The sequence below is a fragment of the Streptococcus sp. NSSLK0004 genome (assembly GCF_059039125.1).
The window spans coordinates 1,901,512-1,921,666 of sequence record NZ_CM180142.1 but is presented as its reverse complement, the minus strand read 5'-3'; the positions used below and the strand labels follow the sequence as shown (position 1 = coordinate 1,921,666).

22 protein-coding genes are annotated in these 20,155 nt (G+C 42.8%); 18 read left to right on the top strand and 4 right to left on the bottom strand.

Annotated features, from left to right (window positions below; genetic code table 11):
• Positions 1 to 85: 85 nt before the first annotated feature.
• Positions 86 to 613: an ABC transporter permease gene (locus AC4CS8_RS09820; RefSeq protein WP_493892992.1), complete on the top strand. Its 528-nt coding sequence runs from the start codon at positions 86 to 88 to the stop codon at positions 611 to 613.
• Between the two features lie 67 nt (positions 614 to 680).
• Here the strand turns inward: AC4CS8_RS09820 and argS are convergent, their stop codons facing one another.
• Positions 681 to 2,369, bottom strand: a complete 1,689-nt coding sequence (gene argS / locus AC4CS8_RS09815; RefSeq protein ID WP_493892991.1) for an arginine--tRNA ligase — start codon at positions 2,367 to 2,369, stop codon at positions 681 to 683.
• 102 nt (positions 2,370 to 2,471) lie between these two features.
• Here argS and argR point away from each other — a divergent pair, with 102 nt between their 5' ends.
• The 16 genes from argR to AC4CS8_RS09735 all read left to right on the top strand — a co-directional run bounded on the left by argR (position 2,472) and on the right by AC4CS8_RS09735 (position 15,039).
• On the top strand, positions 2,472 to 2,912 hold the full coding sequence (argR, locus tag AC4CS8_RS09810) for an arginine repressor (RefSeq protein ID WP_493892990.1): 441 nt from the start codon (positions 2,472 to 2,474) through the stop codon (positions 2,910 to 2,912).
• A gap of 8 nt (positions 2,913 to 2,920) precedes the next feature.
• Positions 2,921 to 5,485, top strand: coding sequence for a DNA mismatch repair protein MutS (mutS, locus tag AC4CS8_RS09805; RefSeq protein ID WP_493892989.1), 2,565 nt, complete (start codon positions 2,921 to 2,923; stop codon positions 5,483 to 5,485).
• A 125-nt stretch (positions 5,486 to 5,610) separates the two neighbouring features.
• Positions 5,611 to 6,054 carry a LytTR family DNA-binding domain-containing protein gene (locus AC4CS8_RS09800; RefSeq protein ID WP_493892988.1) on the top strand — a complete coding sequence of 148 codons (444 nt, stop codon included), beginning with the start codon at positions 5,611 to 5,613 and terminating at the stop codon, positions 6,052 to 6,054.
• Positions 6,051 to 6,491 (top strand): DUF3021 domain-containing protein, encoded by a 441-nt coding sequence (locus AC4CS8_RS09795; protein ID WP_493892987.1) that lies wholly within the window; start codon positions 6,051 to 6,053, stop codon positions 6,489 to 6,491. Before AC4CS8_RS09800 ends, AC4CS8_RS09795 begins: the two co-directional genes overlap by 4 nt.
• Positions 6,492 to 6,539: 48 nt before the next feature.
• Positions 6,540 to 6,713, top strand: coding sequence for a hypothetical protein (locus AC4CS8_RS09790; RefSeq protein ID WP_493892986.1), 174 nt, complete (start codon positions 6,540 to 6,542; stop codon positions 6,711 to 6,713).
• Between the two features lie 55 nt (positions 6,714 to 6,768).
• Positions 6,769 to 8,706 carry a DNA mismatch repair endonuclease MutL gene (gene mutL, locus AC4CS8_RS09785; RefSeq protein WP_493892985.1) on the top strand — a complete coding sequence of 646 codons (1,938 nt, stop codon included), beginning with the start codon at positions 6,769 to 6,771 and terminating at the stop codon, positions 8,704 to 8,706.
• Positions 8,707 to 8,734: 28 nt separating this feature from the next.
• Complete coding sequence (ruvA, locus tag AC4CS8_RS09780) at positions 8,735 to 9,325, top strand: Holliday junction branch migration protein RuvA (RefSeq protein WP_493892984.1); 591 nt, start codon at positions 8,735 to 8,737, stop codon at positions 9,323 to 9,325.
• 156 nt (positions 9,326 to 9,481) lie between these two features.
• Complete coding sequence (locus AC4CS8_RS09775; protein ID WP_493892983.1) at positions 9,482 to 10,030, top strand: DNA-3-methyladenine glycosylase I; 549 nt, start codon at positions 9,482 to 9,484, stop codon at positions 10,028 to 10,030.
• A 57-nt stretch (positions 10,031 to 10,087) separates the two neighbouring features.
• Complete coding sequence (locus tag AC4CS8_RS09770) at positions 10,088 to 11,290, top strand: competence/damage-inducible protein A (RefSeq protein WP_493892982.1); 1,203 nt, start codon at positions 10,088 to 10,090, stop codon at positions 11,288 to 11,290.
• Positions 11,291 to 11,319: 29 nt separating this feature from the next.
• A complete protein-coding gene (gene recA / locus AC4CS8_RS09765; protein ID WP_493892981.1) occupies positions 11,320 to 12,453 on the top strand; it encodes a recombinase RecA in 1,134 nt (377 codons plus the stop codon).
• Positions 12,454 to 12,635: 182 nt separating this feature from the next.
• Positions 12,636 to 13,034, top strand: coding sequence for a transcriptional regulator Spx (gene spx / locus AC4CS8_RS09760; RefSeq protein WP_493892980.1), 399 nt, complete (start codon positions 12,636 to 12,638; stop codon positions 13,032 to 13,034).
• Positions 13,035 to 13,168: 134 nt separating this feature from the next.
• The gene (locus AC4CS8_RS09755) at positions 13,169 to 13,435 is read left to right on the top strand and encodes an IreB family regulatory phosphoprotein (RefSeq protein ID WP_493892979.1); all 267 of its coding nucleotides are present in this window, start codon (positions 13,169 to 13,171) and stop codon (positions 13,433 to 13,435) included.
• A complete protein-coding gene (gene ruvX, locus AC4CS8_RS09750) occupies positions 13,435 to 13,854 on the top strand; it encodes a Holliday junction resolvase RuvX (protein ID WP_493892978.1) in 420 nt (139 codons plus the stop codon). The genes AC4CS8_RS09755 and ruvX overlap by 1 nt, the downstream gene beginning before the upstream one ends.
• 10 nt (positions 13,855 to 13,864) lie before the next feature.
• On the top strand, positions 13,865 to 14,182 hold the full coding sequence (locus AC4CS8_RS09745; RefSeq protein WP_493892977.1) for a DUF1292 domain-containing protein: 318 nt from the start codon (positions 13,865 to 13,867) through the stop codon (positions 14,180 to 14,182).
• Positions 14,183 to 14,265: 83 nt separating this feature from the next.
• Positions 14,266 to 14,751, top strand: a complete 486-nt coding sequence (locus tag AC4CS8_RS09740) for a CopY/TcrY family copper transport repressor (RefSeq protein ID WP_493892976.1) — start codon at positions 14,266 to 14,268, stop codon at positions 14,749 to 14,751.
• 78 nt (positions 14,752 to 14,829) lie between these two features.
• Positions 14,830 to 15,039 carry a heavy-metal-associated domain-containing protein gene (locus AC4CS8_RS09735; RefSeq protein WP_493892975.1) on the top strand — a complete coding sequence of 70 codons (210 nt, stop codon included), beginning with the start codon at positions 14,830 to 14,832 and terminating at the stop codon, positions 15,037 to 15,039.
• A 31-nt stretch (positions 15,040 to 15,070) separates the two neighbouring features.
• Here the strand turns inward: AC4CS8_RS09735 and AC4CS8_RS09730 are convergent, their stop codons facing one another.
• The 3 genes from AC4CS8_RS09730 to tyrS are packed head-to-tail and all read right to left on the bottom strand — an operon-like array spanning position 15,071 to position 17,544.
• Positions 15,071 to 15,448 (bottom strand): HIT family protein, encoded by a 378-nt coding sequence (locus AC4CS8_RS09730; RefSeq protein WP_493892974.1) that lies wholly within the window; start codon positions 15,446 to 15,448, stop codon positions 15,071 to 15,073.
• A gap of 53 nt (positions 15,449 to 15,501) precedes the next feature.
• The gene (locus AC4CS8_RS09725; protein WP_493892973.1) at positions 15,502 to 16,284 is read right to left on the bottom strand and encodes a TMEM175 family protein; all 783 of its coding nucleotides are present in this window, start codon (positions 16,282 to 16,284) and stop codon (positions 15,502 to 15,504) included.
• 3 nt (positions 16,285 to 16,287) lie between these two features.
• Positions 16,288 to 17,544, bottom strand: a complete 1,257-nt coding sequence (tyrS, locus tag AC4CS8_RS09720) for a tyrosine--tRNA ligase (RefSeq protein ID WP_029184969.1) — start codon at positions 17,542 to 17,544, stop codon at positions 16,288 to 16,290.
• A gap of 157 nt (positions 17,545 to 17,701) precedes the next feature.
• On the opposite strand from tyrS, the gene pbp1b reads away from it, so the two are divergent.
• Entirely contained in the window at positions 17,702 to 20,059 is a 2,358-nt protein-coding gene (gene pbp1b, locus AC4CS8_RS09715; protein ID WP_493892972.1) for a penicillin-binding protein PBP1B, read from the top strand.
• Positions 20,060 to 20,155 lie beyond the last annotated feature (96 nt).

Below are 20,155 nucleotides of genomic sequence, written 5' to 3'. Positions count from 1 at the left end.
AATGAAATAGAAGCTTGATCGCATAATCACATTGACAAAGCATAGTTTTTGGAGTAGAATAAAACTAAAATTAGGAGGTGTTTGTATGAAAAGACCAATTCATTTGTATATTTTTGTCACTTTATCGACTATTGCTACCCTTATTAATCGTGTATGGAGTGCTTTCTTTACAAATCCGGCTGCGGCTGAGGTACTTGCGGAACAGCAGTCTAGCCTGGGGGTTGGGACGAAAGAAGAGTTATTATCACTCTATAAAAGCTTATTAGAAGCACAAGTAGGCATCTTTTATAAGGTTTTTGCTATCTTACTTTTACTTGCTCTTATTGTAACGATTGTTTTTCTTTTCCAAAAGAAAAACGAGTTGGCTTCCTATGTCTATATCGGTTACTTGTTTGGAACATTGATTCAGGCAGTATATGCTTATGTGACGACCAAAGGTCTTTATGCGGGTATTGCCAATGAAACCTTGCGTGTAACATTGGAAGCTACTGCCTTAGGAACCTTTATCGTTGGTACTATATTCTTTGTAATTTACTTTGGCTTGACAGTCTTCTTCTTGCTTCGTAAACCCAAAGAAGTGCCAAGTATGGTAACTAATGCAACAGATATTTAATAACAGGACCTGTGTAGGTCTCTCGTTTTCAAGCTCATGATAAAAAGACCCGTCTGGGTCTTTTTCTTTACATTTTCTCTGGTGCTTTTACGCCAAGAAGACGAAGCGCTTCTTTGAGGACAACACCTGTTGCGTAAGCAAGCGCTAGACGGCTGTCACGCTCTGGGCTTTCATCCAAGATACGAGTATGTGCGTAGTACTTGTTGAAGGCTTGAGCTAGGTTGATAGCGTATTTTGCAATAAGGGATGGGTCAAATTTGTCACCAGCACGTTCTACAACAGCTGAGAAGTTTTGGATGTGCTTGATGATGTCCCAGCTTTCTGCGTCAGCTAGTTTGTAGTCATTTTCTGCGTTTGGAACAAAATTGGCTTTGCGCAAGATAGACTGGATGCGGGCGTATGCGTATTGCACATAAGGACCTGTCTCACCTTCAAAGGAAACCATGGCTTCGAGGTCGAAGTCGTAGCCGTTGTCACGGTCGGTCTTGAGATCGTAAAACTTAACGGCTCCGACACCAACTGCGTGCGCCACTTCTTCTTTGTTTTCAAGATCAGGGTTTTTAGCTTCGATTTGAGTAAGGGCGCGTGAAATAGCTTCGTCAAGAGTTGGTTCGAGCAGGATGATGTTTCCTTTACGAGTAGAGAGCTTTTTCTTGTCTTTGGTTACTAGACCGAAGGTGACATGGGTCATGTCATCGCTCCAGTCGAAGCCCATTTCTTTCAAGACAGCCTTGAGTTGTTTGAAGTGGTTGATTTGCTCCTGACCAACGACATAGATACTTTTCACGAAATCGTAGGTGCGTTTGCGGTACATAGCTGTTGCCATGTCACGTGTGATGTAAAGTGTTGCACCATCTGTCTTCATGATGAGTGCTGGTGGAAGATTGTAGCTTTCAAGGTCAACAATTTTCGCACCTTTAGATTCTTGAAGAAGTCCTTTTTCTTCTAAGATTTGGATACCTTCGTCCATCTTGTCGTTGTAGAAAGCCTCGCCGTTATAGCTGTCAAACGTCACATCAAGTTTGTCGTAGATACGGTTGAATTCGACCAAACTTTCGTCACGGAACCATTGCCATAGTTCTTGTGCTTCTGGGTCACCATCTTCCAATTTCTTGAACCATTGGCGTGCTTCTTCGTCGAGTTCAGGTTTTTCTTCAGCTTCCGCATTGATACGAACATAGAGTTTGAGGAGTTCTGAAATTGGGTCTGCTTCGACCGCAGCTTTATCTCCCCATAGCTTGTAGGCAACGATCAACATACCAAATTGTTTGCCCCAATCACCCAAGTGGTTGATGCGGATTGGATTGTAGCCGAGTTTTGCGTGGATATTGGCAAGGGCATCGCCGATAACGGTTGAACGCAAGTGACCAACTGAGAAAGGCTTGGCAATATTTGGGCTAGACATATCAATGGTGACATTGTGACCTTGACCGATGTTGAGTTTACCGTATTGGTCTTTTTCAGTAATGACATTTGTCAAGACTTGGTGGGAAATAGCTGCCTTGTCCAAGAAGAAGTTGACATAAGGACCAGTTGCGACTACCTTCTCAAAGCCAGTTGTATCAAGTTTTTCAACAATTTCCACTGCGATAGCCTGAGGAGCTTTTCGTTCTACTTTTGCGAGTGAAAAGGCAGGAAAGGCGATGTCGCCCATTTCGGATGATTTTGGTTTTTCTAGCAGATTGTAGATGGCTTCAATATCCAAACTCGGAAGGATGGCAGCCAGTCTTTCTGCAATGACTTGTTTTTGATTCATAATCATACCTCCGGATTCATTGTTTCTATTTTACCATAATTTGCCACAAGATATGGTAAAAATGTTATAATGTTTAATAATTATACATTCTGAGGTAAGAAGATGAATAAGCAAGAACGTCATGAGTTAATCAAGATGATGATTCGTCAGGAAAAAATTGGTCGTCAAGCAGATATTCAGGAGAGCTTGAAGCAGAGAGGGATTACGGTTACGCAAACGACCCTGTCACGTGATTTGCGAGAGCTGGGATTAGTTAAACTTTATGAAAATGGGGAGGCCTACTATGCTTTGCCAGACAAGGAAGATGTAACAGATTTTAGTCAACTTCTCGCTCAGTATGCCTACAAAGTGGAGCGAGCAAGTTTTATATTGGTCCTGCATTCGGATTTGGGAGAGGCGGCCTTAATGGCCAATATCATTGATGCAGAAAAACCAGAGACAATACTTGGGACCTTGGCAGGAGCGGATACTCTTTTGGTGATATGTAGTGATGAAACTGCGGCTCAAGAAATTGAGGAAGAAATCAAAAGTTTCTTAGATTGAGAGGGAGAATGGGAACAGAAAAAATTTCCCCTGGAATGCAGCAGTATCTGGACATTAAGGCAAACTATCCAGATGCTTTTTTGCTCTTTCGTATGGGCGACTTTTATGAATTATTTTATGACGATGCGGTAGAAGCTGCACAGATTTTGGAATTATCTTTGACCAGCCGGAATAAGAATGCGGAAAATCCCATTCCCATGGCAGGTGTTCCCTATCATGCGGCCCAGCAGTATATTGACACGCTGGTTGAGTTGGGGCATAAGGTTGCTATTGCTGAGCAGATGGAAGATCCCAAGCAGGCTGTTGGAGTTGTTAAACGCGAAGTGGTGCAGATAATCACTCCAGGGACTGTCTTGGATTCGTCCAAAATGGGAGCCGACAGCAACTATCTGGTGACGATTGATCGTCAAGGTGTACAATTTGCACTCTCTTACATGGATGTATCAACAGGGCAGTTTTTTGTGACGAGCCTAGATGATTTCACCAGTCTTTGCGGTGAAATCCGCAATCTGCGTGCGCGTGAATTGGTCATCGGCTATGCTCTGTCGGAGGAGGAAGAACAAGTTTTTTCTAATCAGATGAACTTGCTCCTTTCTTTTGAAGATGAGTTGACAGAAGATTTACACTTGATTGACAGCTCCTTGACAGACTTGGAAAAGGCTGCGGCTGGCAAACTCCTTAGCTACCTTCATCGGACGCAGATGCGGGATTTGAGCCATTTACAGAAGGTGGTCCACTATGAAATCAAGGACTATTTGCAAATGGACTATGCGTCTAAGTCAAGCTTGGATTTGCTTGAAAATGGTCGGACAGGAAAGAAGCATGGTAGTTTGTACTGGTTGCTAGACGAAACAAGGACAGCCATGGGTATGCGACTATTGCGGACATGGATTGACCGTCCATTGATTGACCTTAAGCGGATTGAGAATCGTCAGGCTGTTGTGCAGGTTTTTCTGGATTACTTCTTTGAACGGAGTGACTTGGTCGAGGCTTTAAAAGGTGTCTATGACATCGAACGCTTGGCCAGTCGGGTATCTTTTGGAAAAACTATGCCCAAGGATCTCTTACAACTCTCCCAGACTTTGGGAAATGTCCCAGCTATTAAGAACATCTTGCAACAAATCAATGAGCCTGCTCTAGGCAATCTGGTAGCTGGTCTGGACCCAATTCCAGAACTACATGCTCTCATCAGCTCTGCTATTGACCCAGAAGCCCAAGGGACCATCACAGATGGAAACATCATCCGTACGGGCTTTGACGAAACGCTGGATCAGTACCGTCTGGTCATGCGTGAGGGAGCGGGTTGGATTGCGGAGATTGAGGCCAAGGAGCGTGAAGCGTCTGGTATCAACAATCTTAAGATTGATTACAATAAAAAAGACGGTTACTATTTCCATGTGACCAATTCAAATCTGGGCAATGTGCCGAGTCATTTTTTCCGTAAGGCGACTCTGAAAAACTCGGAGCGCTATGGAACGGAAGAGTTGGCTAAAATTGAAGGGCAGATGTTGGAGGCGCGTGATAAGTCGGCTAATCTGGAATACGAGATTTTCATGCGGATTCGTCAGGAAGTTGAAAAGTATATCAGTCGTTTGCAGAAATTAGCTCGGACCATTGCGACCATCGATGTTCTTCAGGCTTTTGCAGTTGTGGCGGAGCAGCAACATTTGGTCTGCCCACGTTTTACAGAGCGGAGGGAATTGACTATCGACCGTGGTCGTCATGCGGTGGTGGAGAAGGTTATGGGCAAGCAGACCTATATTCCGAACTCTATTCACTTAGGCACTGATACGCACATGCAGCTGATTACAGGTCCAAACATGAGTGGTAAATCCACCTACATGCGGCAGTTGGCAGTCATTGTCATTATGGCTCAGATGGGTTCCTATGTGCCTGCAGATCAGGCTGAGTTACCGATTTTTGATGCCATTTTCACTCGCATCGGGGCGGCAGATGACCTAGTCAGCGGTCAATCCACCTTTATGGTGGAAATGATGGAGGCCAATAAGGCTGTTCGTCTGGCCACCGAGCGGTCGCTCATTCTCTTTGACGAGCTTGGTCGAGGAACGGCTACCTACGACGGTATGGCCTTGGCTCAGTCTATTATCGAGTACATTCATGATAAGATTGGGGCGAAAACTCTTTTTGCCACCCACTACCATGAATTGACAGATCTCAGTCAGACTTTGGCCCACCTCGAAAACGTCCATGTTTCAACCTTGGAGAGAGATGGACAGGTCACCTTCCTCCATAAGATTGCCAAGGGACCAGCAGATAAGTCCTACGGGATTCATGTGGCTAAGATTGCGGGAATGCCAGAGGACTTATTGAAGCGGGCAGATAGTATTTTGCAGACGCTTGAAAACCAAGCGCCGACTGCACCAACTAGCCCAGTTCCGTCAGCCCAGCCTAGTCAGGCAGAACCAATCAGTCAGCATGACTTTGGTCAACTAGACCTTTTTGCTGAACAGCCTTCTCACCCAGTTCTCGAAGAGCTGGCTAGTTTAGACATCTACAATATGACCCCCATGGAAGTCATGATGGCTGTGGCAGAGTTGAAGAAGAAATTGTAAAGTAAATGAAGTCAGGACGATTGTTCTGGCTTTTTTACCGTCTAGCTCACTGAAACAACCACATAGCCAAAAGCTCTTGAAAGGTTGCTAAGAAAGGTGTTTAATAGGGATAGAAAGGAGAGAAGATGAAAGTAAAACTAGACATTTCACCAGACATTTTAGAAGACTTGGTGACCATTGAAGCAAGAGAGATTTCAGAGAAAATTTCGCACTTAGTTACCTATATCCAAAACTTAGACAAGCAAACTTCCTGTTTGACGGTCAAAAAAGGAGAAGAGGTCTATTTTGTAGATTATACCAATATTGTGCGTCTTTACCTGGAAGGCAAGGTTTTGCAGGTGGAAACGGAGGAGGATTCTTTCATTTCCAACCTACGCTTGTATCAGGTCAAGGAAGAGTTGCCTGCAAACTTTTTGCAGATTTCTCAGTCGGAGATTATCCATATCAAGCAAATAGACCACCTCAAACTGACAGCCAATGGGCTCGTCAAACTGGTCATGAAAAATGGGTCAGTCACCTACTCATCCCGTCGCTATCTCAAGCTCATTAAAGAAAGGTTAGGACTATGAAAAAATACATCTCATCAGCCAGTCAAGGCATTGCAATTGGCAGTTTGATTTCAATCGTTATGGCAGGTTTCTTTGGCGAAGGCTATTATTTGCCAGTTAACCCACACTCAACCATGGGGGCTTACTACCTGAGTACGTTTAATCAGGTAACCGTCATGTTTATTTGTGTGCTGATTTGGGCAGCAATTGGTCTCCTGTTTCAGCTAGCAGAAAGGATTTTTGAACAGGAGTGGAGTCTTCTGCGAATGACGGCAACGCATTTTAGCATCACAGCTTTAGTTTTCACACCGCTGAGTATTTTGGCTGGCTGGTTTCCTGTGAAACTTGGTGCCCTCCTCTTTTTCTGGTTTATTTTTATCTTGATTTACGCTCTGCTATTTTTCCTAAATTATCGGAAAATGGAGCGGCACATCAAGGAGATCAACGGGAGATTGTAGGTCTAGATGAATTTGTGGTATAATAAAGCACTAAGATTGGAGTGTTTTATGAAAATTTTTCTAGCAATTTTATATAGTGTGGCTGTCGGCTACAATCTACTTTATATGATTTATAATATCAATCGGGCATCCGTATTCAACCTCTTGTGGTCTGTGGTGATTATCGTTGCCTGTTCGATTAACCTCTACTTCCTTTGGAAAAACCAGCAGCAGTCCAAATAGGGACTGCTTTTGCTTTGTGGTATAATAGGAGTATTAACAGACAGGGAAGAATCATATGGCACAAATTATAGAATTACCAGAAATCTTAGCCAACCAGATTGCGGCGGGCGAGGTGATTGAACGTCCAGCCAGTGTGGTCAAGGAGTTGGTAGAGAACTCGATTGACGCAGGTGCTAGTCAAATTGAGATTCGTATCGAAGAAGCAGGGCTTAAAACCATTCAAATCACAGATAACGGAGAAGGAATTGCCCCTGACCAAGTGGCCTTGGCGCTTCGCCGTCACGCGACTAGCAAGATAAAAAATCAGGCAGACCTTTTTCGGATTCGGACCTTAGGTTTCCGTGGCGAAGCACTGCCGTCCATCGCATCTGTCAGTCACATGATGATTGAAACAGCTACGGCAGATCACGCCCACGGACTTCGTATGGAAGCAAAGGGCGGCGTCATTGAGTCGGAGGAGCCAATCAGCCGTCCGGTTGGCACACAGATACGGGTTGCGGATTTGTTTTACAATACCCCTGCCCGTCTCAAGTATGTCCGTAGTCAGCAGGCAGAGCTGTCGCATATAGCGGATATTATTAACCGCTTGAGCCTTGCCCACCCCGAAATTGCCTTTACTTTGGTGAATGAAGATAGGGAATTACTGGCAACTGCTGGAACAGGCAAACTCCGCCAAGCGATTTCAGGCATTTATGGGATTGCTTCTGCTAAAAAAATGGTAGAAATCGAAGCGGAAGACTTGGATTTTCATGTTTCTGGCTATGTTTCTCTGCCGGAATTGACCCGTGCTAACCGCAATTATATTTCTATTTTCATCAATGGTCGTTATATCAAGAATTTCCTCCTCAATCGAGCGATTTTGGAGGGATACGGAAGCAAGCTCATGGTGGGGCGCTTTCCATTAGCGGTTATTTCTATTGAAATTGACCCCTACCTTGCTGATGTCAATGTCCATCCGACTAAGCAAGAGGTCCGCATCTCCAAGGAAAAGGAACTCATGACCCTGATTCGTGAGGCTATTATCAAGGCTCTCAAGGAACAGGACTTGATTCCTGATGCCCTTGAAAACCTAGCTCAATCTAGTACGCGTACCAAGGTCAAAGCAGAGCAGGTCACCTTGCCACTCAAGGAAAGCAATCTCTACTATGACATTGTTAAGCAGGACTTCTACCTCAAACCAGAGGTGGTTGCAGAAGACATCAAGCCTCTGGAAGAAGACAAGGAGTTGACAGAAGAGATAAGCCAAGTTGACAAAGTTGTCAATATCAAATTCGCCCAACGGCAAGAAGAAAATGATGAGGATTTGGAGCATCCAGCCCTATCCAATAAAGAATTGGCTAAATTGGCAGACAAGCTGGATCAGGAAGAAACCTCGACTTTTCCAGAATTGGAATACTTTGGGCAGATGCACGGTACTTACCTGTTTGCACAAGGAAAAACTGGGCTCTATATCATCGATCAGCACGCCGCACAAGAACGAGTCAAATATGAATATTATCGTGAAAAGATTGGTCAGGTAGATAACTCTGCCCAGCAACTCTTAGTGCCCTATATCTTTGAATTTCCTCAAAATGATGCCCTTAATCTTGCACATAAAATGGATGCGTTGCGTCAAGTTGGTGTCAACTTGGAAGAATACGGTGTCAACCAATTCATCTTACGTGAACATCCAATTTGGATGAAGGAAGAGGAAATTGAGTCTGGCATTTATGAGATGTGTGATATGTTACTATTGACAGATCAGGTGTCAATCAAGCAATACCGAGCAGAATTGGCCATTATGATGTCATGTAAACGGTCCATAAAGGCTAATCATGCCTTGGATGACTATTCAGCACGCGACTTATTGCGGCAATTATCGCATTGTCAAAATCCTTATAACTGCCCGCATGGCCGACCTGTCTTGGTACACTTTAGCAAGTCGGACATGGAAAAAATGTTCCGTCGCATTCAGGAAAATCACACCAGTTTGAGGGAATTGGGGAAATATTAAATCGTTGACAAATTAGTAAAGGAAATATATGTACGACTATATCAAAGGAGTTCTAACAAAAATCACCGCAAAATATATTGTGGTGGAAACCCACGGAGTTGGCTATCTCTTGCAAGTAGCCAATCCCTATGCGTATTCAGGGCAGGTTCAGCAGGAAGTAACTGTTTATACTCACCAAGTGATTCGTGAAGATGCACACTTACTCTATGGATTTTCGTCTGAGGCGGAGAAGTCTGTTTTTCTCAGTCTGATTTCGGTTTCAGGGATTGGTCCGACGACGGCCTTGGCTATCATTGCTGTCGATGATAATGACGGGCTTGTTCGTGCTATTGACCAGAAGAACATTACCTACCTGACCAAGTTTCCAAAGATTGGCAAGAAAACAGCCCAGCAGATGATTTTGGACTTAGAAGGCAAGTTTGTCATGAGTGAAGAGGCAGGCCCTGTTCAACCAGCAGCACCTGCTAGTGAAAACATTGCCCTAGATGAAGCTATGGAAGCTATGGAGGCACTTGGCTACCGACCAGTTGAACTCAAGAAGATTAAGAAATTCTTCGACGGCACAACCGATACCGCTGAAAACTACATCAAATCAGCTCTTAAGATGTTGATGAAGTAACAAGATACAAAGGACGTAAAGGACAAAGAGAAAATAGGAAGCCTAACGTAGAGCCTTTAGGGTCAAGGTAGGTGCGTCTTTTTCTCACAGTCCTTAGTCCGTGTTCAATTCAGTTTGTTTCGATTTGATGTTAACTATTCCAAAAAAGGAGATTCTATGTCCCGCTGTGCCTGGGTTAATCCCAACAATCCGCTCTATATTGCTTACCATGATGAAGAATGGGGCAAGCCACTACACGATGAACAGGCTCTATTTGAATTGCTCTGCATGGAATCTTACCAAGCAGGACTTTCTTGGGAAATTGTTCTCAATAAGCGCCAGGCTTTCCGCTCTGCCTTTTTCAACTACGATATCCAGAAGGTAGCCGTTATGACAGATGCTAAGCTGGACAGCCTTATGGATAATTCCGATATTATTCGTCACAAGGCAAAATTGTATGCGACCCGTGCCAACGCCCAGGCCTTTCTTAAAGTACAGGAGGAGTTTGGTAGTTTTGCTAAATATATTTGGTCTTGGGTTGACTTTACACCGATTGACAATCCTGTCAAGTCTTTCCGAGAGTTGCCGACCAAGAATGACTTGTCAGAGCGAATTTCAAAAGACTTGAAAAAACGAGGTTTCAAATTTCTCGGTCCTGTCTGTATTTACTCTTATTTGCAGGCGGCAGGACTTTTGAATGAGCATGAAGAATCTTGTGATTTTTGAAAAAAATAACGAATATACTAGATGAGCGAACAATCGCATCTTAGTTGGAGGAGGAATATGAAAGCAGAGCTAATTGCCGTTGGGACAGAGATTTTGACAGGGCAGATTGTCAATACCAATGCCCAGTTTCTTTCTGAAAAATGCGCAGAGCTAGGAATTGATGTTTATTTCCACACAGCGGTTGGAGATAATGCAAACAGACTACTCTCAGTGTTAGAGGTAGCTAGCCGGCGCAGTGATTTAGTTATTTTATGTGGAGGTCTTGGTCCAACGGAAGATGATTTGACCAAGCAGACCTTGGCAACCTTTTTAGGAAAAAACTTGGTATTTGATGAGCAAGCTATGGCAAAATTAGACCGTTTCTTCGCTAGTCGTCCAGGTCGTGTTCGTACTCCCAACAATGACCGACAGGCACAAATTATTGAAGGAAGTCATCCATTACAAAATCCGAATGGCCTAGCAGTTGGAGGTATGCTTGAGCAAGCAGGGGTGACCTATGTCGTTTTACCAGGGCCACCGAGTGAGCTCAGGTCTATGTTTACAGAAAGTTTACAACCTTTGCTGGCACAGTCAAGTCAACAACTCTATTCTCGCGTTCTTCGCTTCTTTGGAATTGGAGAAAGCCAATTGGTGACTGTCTTAGCGGACCTAATTGACAAGCAGACAGATCCGACCCTGGCTCCATATGCCAAAACAGGTGAAGTAACCTTACGATTGTCCACAAAAGCTTCTAGTCAAGAAGAAGCAACTGCCAAACTTGATCGGCTAGAGGCAGAGATTATGCAAAGGGAAAATCTAGTAGATTATCTTTACGGATATGGAGAAGAAAATAGTCTGGCAAAAGTTGCGGTCACAAGTTTAATGGAGCAAGGGTTGAGTCTAACAATTGTTGAGAATCTGACCGCTGGATTGGTTCAGGCGAACTTGATAGAAATGTTACAAGAAAGTCAACTCTATCGTGGTGGACGTATCGAACCAGAAGTCAGAGTTGACCGAGATACCGCGGCAGACATGGCTATAAAGGAAAGACGAAATAGACGGGCTGATTTGGGGCTGGCTACATTGGTTACTATAAAACCGGAGTCACAAGCTGATAATGTCAGGGCAAGGGTTTACTTGGCCTTGGCGATAGGAGAACAATTAGTCGAAGAAGAGGTGGATTTAGGTGGCTATTCATGGCAACACCTTCGGCAAATTGTCTCCTTGCAGACTCTGAATTTCGTACGAAAAACTTTGTCAAATAACAAAAGTTTGCTATAATGAGTTGATTTAGAAAATAGGAGAAAAAAATGGCAAAAAAACCAAGTAAAAATCTAGATGATATTACGAAAAAATTTGGAGATGAGCGTAAGAAGGCGCTTGATGATGCTCTAAAGAATATTGAAAAGGACTTTGGTAAAGGTGCGATTATGCGCCTTGGTGAGCGTGCTGAACAAAAAGTACAGGTCATGAGCTCAGGTAGTTTGTCAATTGATATTGCTTTGGGTGCTGGTGGCTATCCAAAAGGTCGGATTATTGAAATATACGGCCCAGAATCATCAGGTAAAACAACAGTTGCCCTTCATGCTGTTGCTCAAGCTCAAAAAGAAGGCGGCATTGCAGCTTTTATCGATGCGGAACATGCTTTGGATCCAGCCTATGCGGCAGCTCTTGGTGTCAACATTGATGAGTTGCTCTTGTCACAGCCAGACTCAGGGGAGCAAGGTCTTGAAATTGCAGGTAAGTTGATTGACTCAGGTGCGGTTGACTTGGTTGTTGTTGACTCTGTTGCAGCTCTTGTACCTCGTGCAGAAATTGATGGCGATATTGGTGATAGCCACGTTGGTTTGCAGGCTCGCATGATGAGTCAGGCTATGCGCAAACTTGGTGCTTCAATTAACAAAACAAAAACAGTAGCCATTTTTATCAACCAATTACGTGAAAAAGTGGGTGTTATGTTTGGTAATCCCGAAACAACGCCTGGCGGTCGTGCGCTGAAGTTTTATGCATCTGTTCGTATGGATGTTCGTGGGAACACACAAATCAAGGGAACTGGAGATCAAAAAGATCAAAACGTTGGTAAAGAAACCAAGGTGAAAATCGTCAAAAATAAAGTAGCTCCACCATTTAAGGAAGCTGTTGTGGAAATCATGTATGGTGAAGGAATTTCGCAAACAGGTGAACTGATTGAAATTGGAAGCAAGCTAGGAATCATCAAAAAAGCAGGTGCTTGGTATTCTTACAAGGATGAGAAAATTGGCCAAGGATCTGAAAACGCCAAGAAATATCTGGCTGAAAATCCAGAAATTTTTGCAGAAATTGATCGTAAAATCCGTGTTCACTATGGCTTGATTGAAGATACCGAAGCACCAGTGGTGGAAGAGGTTGTCGAAAGTCAAGATGTTGTGTTAGACTTAGACGGTGGAATCGAATTGGAAGATTAGAGAAAGAGGTCTGGAAAGAAAATTCCAGACTTTTTTAGCGATATTTGACTGAAATAAGGGAAAATACAAAAAATATCCTAAAAAATTTGAAGTTTTTTCTAAAAATAGGTCTTCCGACCGAGAAAATATGTGGTATAATGGTCTATAATGTGTTTAAGAAGATGTAGCAAAGGAGAGCCTACATGATAAAAATCTATACAGTATCTAGCTGTACCTCTTGTAAAAAAGCTAAGAATTGGCTCAATGCCCACCAATTATCTTACAATGAGCATAATTTAGCAAAAGAAGCCATTACCAAAGAAGAAATTCTAAACATTTTGACTAAAACAGAAAATGGAATTGCCAGCATCGTATCCTCAAAAAATCGTTATGCTAAGAGTTTGGAGTGCGACATTGAAGAATTGAGTGTCAGCGAAGTGATTGACCTGATTACAGCTAATCCACGCATTTTAAAAAGTCCAATTCTTATTGACGAAAAACGATTGCAGGTTGGCTATAAGGAAGATGACATTCGTGCATTTCTACCACGCTCTGTCCGAAATGTCGAAAATGCCCAAGCGCGTATGAGAGCAGCGCTATAAGAAGGAGTCCGAAAGGACTTTTTTTTATTCGCCATAGTCAAAGTATTATTCTTTTATATTAGTGTTAATTCATTGAAATTTGGTTTGAAACATGATATAATAGACCGAATAAGATAAAGAAGGAAGGTGTAAGTATGGGATTCACAGAAGAAACTGTCCGTTTCCGTCTAGATGATACGAATAAAAAAGAGATAAGTGAAACTTTAACAAATGTGTATCGTTCGCTAGACGATAAGGGATATAATCCGATCAATCAGATTGTTGGCTATGTATTAAGTGGAGATCCTGCTTATATCCCGCGCTATAATGATGCCCGCAATCAGATTCGTCGTTATGAGCGCGATGAAATTGTAGAAGAATTAGTTCGTTTTTACCTCAAAAATAACGGGATTGATTTCTGATGAGAATAATGGGGTTAGACGTTGGTTCAAAAACAGTTGGAGTAGCAATTTCTGATCCATTAGGCTTCACAGCACAAGGATTGGAAATTATTTCGATTGATGAAGATAAAGGGTTGTTTGGTTTTGAACGGATTGCAGAGCTAGTCAAAGAGTATAATGTAGAAAAGTTCGTTGTTGGCTTGCCAAAGAATATGAATAATACTAGTGGACCTAGGGTTGACGCGAGCCAGTCTTATGGGAAACAATTAATAGAGCTCTTTGGTTTGCCGGTGGAATATCAGGATGAGCGCTTAACAACTGTTGCGGCTGAGCGTATGCTGGTTGAACAGGCGGACATCAGTCGAAGTAAGCGTAAAAAAGTTATTGATAAATTAGCTGCTCAGCTAATCTTACAAAATTATTTAGATAGAACATTTTAAGGAGTAGTAAATGGCACATAATCACGACCATGAACATAATCATGATGAACGCGAATTGATTACCTTGGTGGATGACAATGGGAACGAAACCTTGTTTGAAATTTTATTGACTATTGACGGTCAAGAAGAGTTTGGTAAAAATTACGTTCTTTTGATTCCAGCTGGCGCTGAAGAAGATGAAAATGGAGAAGTTGAAATTCAAGCGTACTCCTATATTGAAAATGAGAATGGAACAGAAGGTGACCTTCAAGCGATTCCAGAAGATGCCACTGCAGAGTGGGATATGATTGAAGAAGTTTTCAATAGCTTTATGGAAGAAGAACAATAAAACGGTAAAAGACTGGACGAGGAGTTCAGTCTTTCTTCTTGACTTTTTTTGACTACAGTTGTAAACTAAATTTAGTAAAGCTGATGTTGGGAGGTGAAGGTGTGGAGCAGACGATTTCAGCTGCGGAGTGGCAGGTCATGCGAGTGCTATGGGCTCAACCGGGAGCGACTTCTCAGGAAATTATTCAGGCCTTACAGGAAGGATTTGACTGGCAGGCGACGACCATTAAGACGCTCCTAGGGCGTTTGCGGAAGAAAGACTATTTGAAGATGGTCAAGGAAACCAGCAAGTACCACTATTATCCCTTGGTCAGCGAAGAGGAGCATTTACAGGGGCAGGTGGAACTATTGCTGGCTACCATATGCTCCACAAAACAGGGGCAACTGGTTGAAAACTTGTTAGACACAGGGACATTTTCCCAAAAAAGTCTTGAAGAGATAGCCAGTAAAATCTCGGAGTTACAAAAGACTGCACCTGAGCGAATCGCTTGTCGCTGCTTGGTGGGTCAGTGTACTTGTGGACATCATACTCTTCGAAAATTAACCTCAGACGTTGTTGACTTGATTTGATGAACTTTAGTTCTATCTGCATCTGCGTCGCCTAGTCTGAGGTTGATTTTCATTGAGTATAAAAAAAGGAGAACTAAAATGAAACAAACCTTGAAATTGAAAAACTTATCGTGCCAAAATTGTGTGCAACATGTGACGGATCATCTGTTGGACTTGGATGGAATAGAAGAAGTTAAAATCCAATTGGAAGAACAGTTAGCGGAAGTGGAAACTTCTGTGGAGTACAACCTGGAGCGTTACCAAGAAGTGCTAGAAGATACAATCTATGAAGTAGAAGAATTGGTGTAAATAAAAGTAAAAGCAGCTCTTGAGCTGCTTTTTATAATGCTTTGAGAAACTCATTTAGATCCAGTTGCACCTGCGATAGACTTATCTGATCCCAGAAGCCGTCTGATTGAAAGCGTGGAATTAGGTGGACATGGAAATGGGTGCCGGCATCAAACAAGCGGTCGTTGCAGGCTATGGTCACGCCGTCAATTGCCAATGCTTGACAGAGTTTCTCAGTCAAAAAGACTTCCAAGTCTGATAGTTCATAGCGAACAGCAGGAGGGACTTGGTGGAGCGTGTCATAGTGTTTCTTGCTGATAATCAGCAGATGCCCTGTTTGGACAGGGTCAATATCCCAGACTACTTTGAAATGCTCCGTCTGGTAGAGAATGTCATTTTCATTGAGTTGGTGGCAAAAAATGCAGGTCATGTCTTTTCTCCTAGGTTAGCAGAAAAGGAAATCACATAGGATTTACTTGGGAATTATATGTGATTTACTCTAACTGCCATTTTTTCACGACGTTGTGCGCGTTTCTTTTCGAAGAAGGCTGCTCCTAGGAAAGATACGATTGGCCGTAAAATGTAGAAATAAAAGGCAAGTGTCGGATTAAAGTAAGCAAATAGGATAACAACGATATTGAAGAGGGCGACGGTCACTAATTGCCGCAAGTGTGCCATGGAAACAAACCGCTTTGTATATGTTGTTCCGGCAAACTTTTCTTGTAGGACAAAGTAATTCAAAATGGATTGACAGAGATTGACTGCAATGGTCACGACCCCATAACCAACAACAGCCGTGGTGGTGATGCCTTCCATCATCCACCGAGTAAAGAGGGGGATGAGGGCCAGCGTTACCATGAAGTTAAATTGAACAATCAAGATTTTGCTGGTTGCGTGCTCAATCTGTCCCAGAATCTTGTGGTTGTCATACCAAAAATCCGCCACTATGAAAAAGGATACAAAGAAGATGAGGATGCCAGTGAAAAAGTGATGTGTATCAACAGTGTCGCTCGGTAACGGGATTTCCAGTAACATCATGGTGATGATAACCCCAATCACTGCGTCGGAGAACACTTCCAGATGTTCTTTTAGACGCTTGGCACGACGGCTCTCATCCTCACGATAGAGTTGGTCCAAAAAAGTTTGACGTTCATCGGCAGACAGATGCTCTAATTCAGGATGCAAAAGACAGGCTTCCTGAGCCATTTGCTCAAAATAATCAGTCAAAAATTCTTGATTTTTAGGATTTTGTTTAGTATTTTTCATCGCTTAATAAGTCAGCACCGAATACTTCTTCTTCCCACGGCGGATAACGGTCAACTCGCCGTCGATTTTATCACTGTCAGAAAGAGTGTAGTCCAAGTCCTGTACACGCTCACCGTTGACATAGATGGCACCATTTGCTACGTCTTCACGAGCTTGGCGTTTTGAGTTGACAATACCAGAGGTAACCAAGAGTTCAACGATGTTAAGGTTGTCTTCAGCCTGTACAGCGTAGTTTGGAACGTTGCTAAGCCCCTGTTTGAGTTCTTTTGCGGATAGGTTTTTGATGTTGCCAGCGAACAATTGCTCGGTGATGTTAAGGGCTTGGTTATAGGCTTCTTCACCGTGGACCAATGTCACGACTTCCTTAGCCAAAATCTTCTGAGCCAGGCGTTCATGACGAGCAGCGTCAAATTTTTCTTCAATCTCAGCAATCTCATCCAGTGACAAGAAAGTAAAGATTTTCAAGAAACGAACGGCATCATCGTCCATGACATTGAGCCAGAATTGGTACATTTCATACGGAGAAGTCTTGTCGGCATCGAGCCAAACAGCGTTGCCTTCTGACTTACCAAATTTCTTACCTGTTGAGTCGGTGATAAGGGGAACGGTCATGACGTGGCCAGACTTGTCAGCCTTGCGGCGAAGTAATTCAGTACCTGCTGTCATGTTGCCCCACTGGTCAGAACCACCGATTTGCAGGGTCACATTGTGCTTGTCATTGAGCTCGTAGAAGTCATAGCCCTGCATGATTTGATAGGCAAACTCGGTGTAGGAAATCCCTGTTTCAATCCGTTTTTTCACAGAGTCCTTGCTCATCATGTAGTTGACCGTGTAGTATTTGCCAACATCACGAAGGAAGTCGATAAAGCTAATGTCTGAGAACCAGTCGTAGTTGTTGACCATTTCAGCCTTGTTGTCACCATTTTCAAAATCCAAGAAGCGAGAGAGCTGGCCTTGGATTTTATCAACCCAACCGTCCACTGTGTCTTTGGTCTGCAAGCTCCGCTCCGCATCCTTGAAGGAAGGGTCGCCAATCAGACCAGTAGCTCCACCAACTAGAGCGTAAGGTTTGTGCCCTGCTAATTGCAAGTGACGGCAGACGAGGATTGGTACCAAATGACCCAAATGCAGGCTGTCGGCAGTTGGGTCGTAGCCAGAATAATAGGATACTTGCCCTTCCGTTAATGCTTTTACTAGGGCTTCTTCATCAGTCGTTTGAAAGACCAAACCACGTGCTTTTAGTTCTTCAAAAATGTTCATGTGTTTCTCCTTAATAAGATAGGGTGTGTCAAGAAAGAAAATGAAATTCATTTTTCTTTCCAAGACAGCTTATTATCATAAAAATTCCTCCCTATTATACCACGAAATTGTGGAAAATAAACAAAATTTGGTATAATGGTAAGATAAGGAGTTTGTTATGACAACGAAACAAAGAAAAAAAGCGAAGAAAACGTCTAAAAATATGTCTTTGACTTTTTCAGACATTATCGGCATTATTTTACGTACATTAAAATTATTATTTGATTTCATTGGGATTTTAATTCTGTTGGTTGCTTTATTTGGTGCAGGGACAGGAATTGGCTATGTCGCAAGTTTATTTGATGAAGTAACCGTTCCAAATCAGGAAGAATTGGTCAGCAAAGTAACAGATGTGACGCGTATTTCTAAGGTTGTATATTCTGATGGGACCTTGATTTCGGAGGTGCAATCAGATTTGTTGCGTACTCCTGTAGCGAGTGATGAAATTTCTGATAATGTTAAATATGCAGTTATTGCGACAGAAGATGAAACTTTTGAAAGTCACAATGGGGTAGTTCCAAAGGCAGTTCTTCGAGCAGCGCTAGGTTCTGCAGGTGTCGGTTCATCAAGCGGTGGCTCGACGTTGACACAACAACTTATTAAGCAACAGTTGGTTGGTGATGCACCGACTTTCTCACGTAAAGCAAATGAAATTGTATCTGCCCTAGCACTAGAGCGTGTGATGAGTAAGGATGAAATTTTAACAACTTATCTCAATGTATCGCCGTTTGGACGCAATAATCAGGGGCAAAATATTGCTGGAGTTGAGGAGGCTGCACAGGGGATTTTTGGAAAAACAGCGAAAGAATTAACAATTCCTCAAGCGGCATTTATTGCTGGCCTTCCGCAGAGTCCAATTGTTTACTCTCCCTATTCTTCAGATGGAAGCTTTAAGTCAGATGAGAATATGGCTTATGGGATAGAGCGTTCGAAAGATGTGCTTTATAATATGTATCGTGCAGAATACTTAACGAAAGAAGAGTATGAGACTTATAAGGCTTATGACATAAAACAAGATTTTATTGCACCAAATCCTGTAACTCAAGATACTAAGGATTATCTCTACTATGAGGTTATGGAGGAAGCAGAGCAACGAATATATGACTATTTGATTGAACGAGATAAGGTGTCTGAAAATGATTTGAAAAATGATGCCACGGTTGCTGCCTATCAGGAATTGGCTAAGCAAGAATTGAGTCAAGGTGGCTACACAGTCACAAGTACGGTTAATAAAGGAATCTACGATGCAATGCAGAGTGTTGTTGCCAATTATGGATCGGTCTTAGATGATGGTACAGGTTTGGTGGAGACGGGTAGTGTTCTTTTAGATAACAAAACAGGAGCGGTGCTTGGTTTTATTGGTGGGCGTGATTATGCTAGCAACCAGAATAACCATGTTTTTGATACACAGCGGTCTCCAGGATCGACAGTCAAACCATTTTTGGCATACGGTATTGCGATAGACCAGGGCTTGATGGGTTCTGCTAGTATCTTATCGAACTATCCGACGACATTTTCAGATGGAACTCAAATTATGCATGGTAGTAGCCGAGGTACCGGTATGATGACGTTGCAAGATGCATTGAACAAGTCTGCTAACATTCCTGCGTTCTGGACCTATAAAATGTTGCAGAATGCAGGAGTAGATGTCAAAGGTTATATGGATAAGATGAACTACGATATCTCTATGTATGATATCGAGAGTTTACCGCTCGGAGGTGGGATTGAAACCACGGTAGCTCAGAATACAAATGCTTATCAAACTTTAGCGAATGGCGGTGTGTATAACGAACAACACATTGTCGAAAAGATTACAGATCACAATGGGGACGTTGTGTATCAGTACGAGCAAGCACCAGTTCAAGTCTACTCAAAAGAAGCGGCTAGTATCATGACGCAATTATTGAGACAAGTTATTGCATCAGGAGAGACCACTACCTTCCCAAGTCGGTTGGCAGCTCTCAATCCACAAGCAGCTTCCACAGATTTAATTGGTAAAACAGGGACAAGTAATGATACAGCAGATGTCTGGTTGATGCTTGCGACAACTCAAGTTACATTGGGAACTTGGGCTGGACACGATGACAACACGGGTATGGATAGTCTAACCGGCTACAATAATAACGCCCAATATGTTGCCTATCTAGTGAGTGCTTTATATGATACAAACCCAAGTTTATTCCAAGGTAAGTTTGAATTGGATTCGGACGTGATTTCATCTAACGTATTGGTGTCGACAGGTCTACGACCGGGAACCGTCCAAGTCAATGGCCAATCGATTACTGTTTCAGGAGCGACTACCACAAGTTATTGGGCAAAATCAGGTGCTCCAGCCATGACATATAAATTTATGATTGGGGGGACAGATAGCGATTATGCACAAGCGTGGAATTCGTTAGGAATAAGAACCACAAATCGTTCGTCTACAAGTAATTCCTCGACCTCTACTAGTTCAGAGGAGAATTCGCGGAGGTAAAATGTACTAGCGATTGGGGTTTGTGGAAATGTTCTACAAAAGGTTTGGTGGCAAAGGAATTATCATTACATAAACATATTGGAGGAAGCGTGTAAT

Coding starts and splice junctions, on each gene's coding strand:
- AC4CS8_RS09820 (WP_493892992.1), top strand. CDS start 86: ATGAAAAGACCAATTCATTTGTATATTTTTGTCACTTTATCGACTATT.
- argS (WP_493892991.1), bottom strand. CDS start 2,369: ATGAATCAAAAACAAGTCATTGCAGAAAGACTGGCTGCCATCCTTCCG.
- argR (WP_493892990.1), top strand. CDS start 2,472: ATGAATAAGCAAGAACGTCATGAGTTAATCAAGATGATGATTCGTCAG.
- mutS (WP_493892989.1), top strand. CDS start 2,921: ATGGGAACAGAAAAAATTTCCCCTGGAATGCAGCAGTATCTGGACATT.
- AC4CS8_RS09800 (WP_493892988.1), top strand. CDS start 5,611: ATGAAAGTAAAACTAGACATTTCACCAGACATTTTAGAAGACTTGGTG.
- AC4CS8_RS09795 (WP_493892987.1), top strand. CDS start 6,051: ATGAAAAAATACATCTCATCAGCCAGTCAAGGCATTGCAATTGGCAGT.
- AC4CS8_RS09790 (WP_493892986.1), top strand. CDS start 6,540: ATGAAAATTTTTCTAGCAATTTTATATAGTGTGGCTGTCGGCTACAAT.
- mutL (WP_493892985.1), top strand. CDS start 6,769: ATGGCACAAATTATAGAATTACCAGAAATCTTAGCCAACCAGATTGCG.
- ruvA (WP_493892984.1), top strand. CDS start 8,735: ATGTACGACTATATCAAAGGAGTTCTAACAAAAATCACCGCAAAATAT.
- AC4CS8_RS09775 (WP_493892983.1), top strand. CDS start 9,482: ATGTCCCGCTGTGCCTGGGTTAATCCCAACAATCCGCTCTATATTGCT.
- AC4CS8_RS09770 (WP_493892982.1), top strand. CDS start 10,088: ATGAAAGCAGAGCTAATTGCCGTTGGGACAGAGATTTTGACAGGGCAG.
- recA (WP_493892981.1), top strand. CDS start 11,320: ATGGCAAAAAAACCAAGTAAAAATCTAGATGATATTACGAAAAAATTT.
- spx (WP_493892980.1), top strand. CDS start 12,636: ATGATAAAAATCTATACAGTATCTAGCTGTACCTCTTGTAAAAAAGCT.
- AC4CS8_RS09755 (WP_493892979.1), top strand. CDS start 13,169: ATGGGATTCACAGAAGAAACTGTCCGTTTCCGTCTAGATGATACGAAT.
- ruvX (WP_493892978.1), top strand. CDS start 13,435: ATGAGAATAATGGGGTTAGACGTTGGTTCAAAAACAGTTGGAGTAGCA.
- AC4CS8_RS09745 (WP_493892977.1), top strand. CDS start 13,865: ATGGCACATAATCACGACCATGAACATAATCATGATGAACGCGAATTG.
- AC4CS8_RS09740 (WP_493892976.1), top strand. CDS start 14,266: ATGTTGGGAGGTGAAGGTGTGGAGCAGACGATTTCAGCTGCGGAGTGG.
- AC4CS8_RS09735 (WP_493892975.1), top strand. CDS start 14,830: ATGAAACAAACCTTGAAATTGAAAAACTTATCGTGCCAAAATTGTGTG.
- AC4CS8_RS09730 (WP_493892974.1), bottom strand. CDS start 15,448: ATGACCTGCATTTTTTGCCACCAACTCAATGAAAATGACATTCTCTAC.
- AC4CS8_RS09725 (WP_493892973.1), bottom strand. CDS start 16,284: ATGAAAAATACTAAACAAAATCCTAAAAATCAAGAATTTTTGACTGAT.
- tyrS (WP_029184969.1), bottom strand. CDS start 17,544: ATGAACATTTTTGAAGAACTAAAAGCACGTGGTTTGGTCTTTCAAACG.
- pbp1b (WP_493892972.1), top strand. CDS start 17,702: ATGACAACGAAACAAAGAAAAAAAGCGAAGAAAACGTCTAAAAATATG.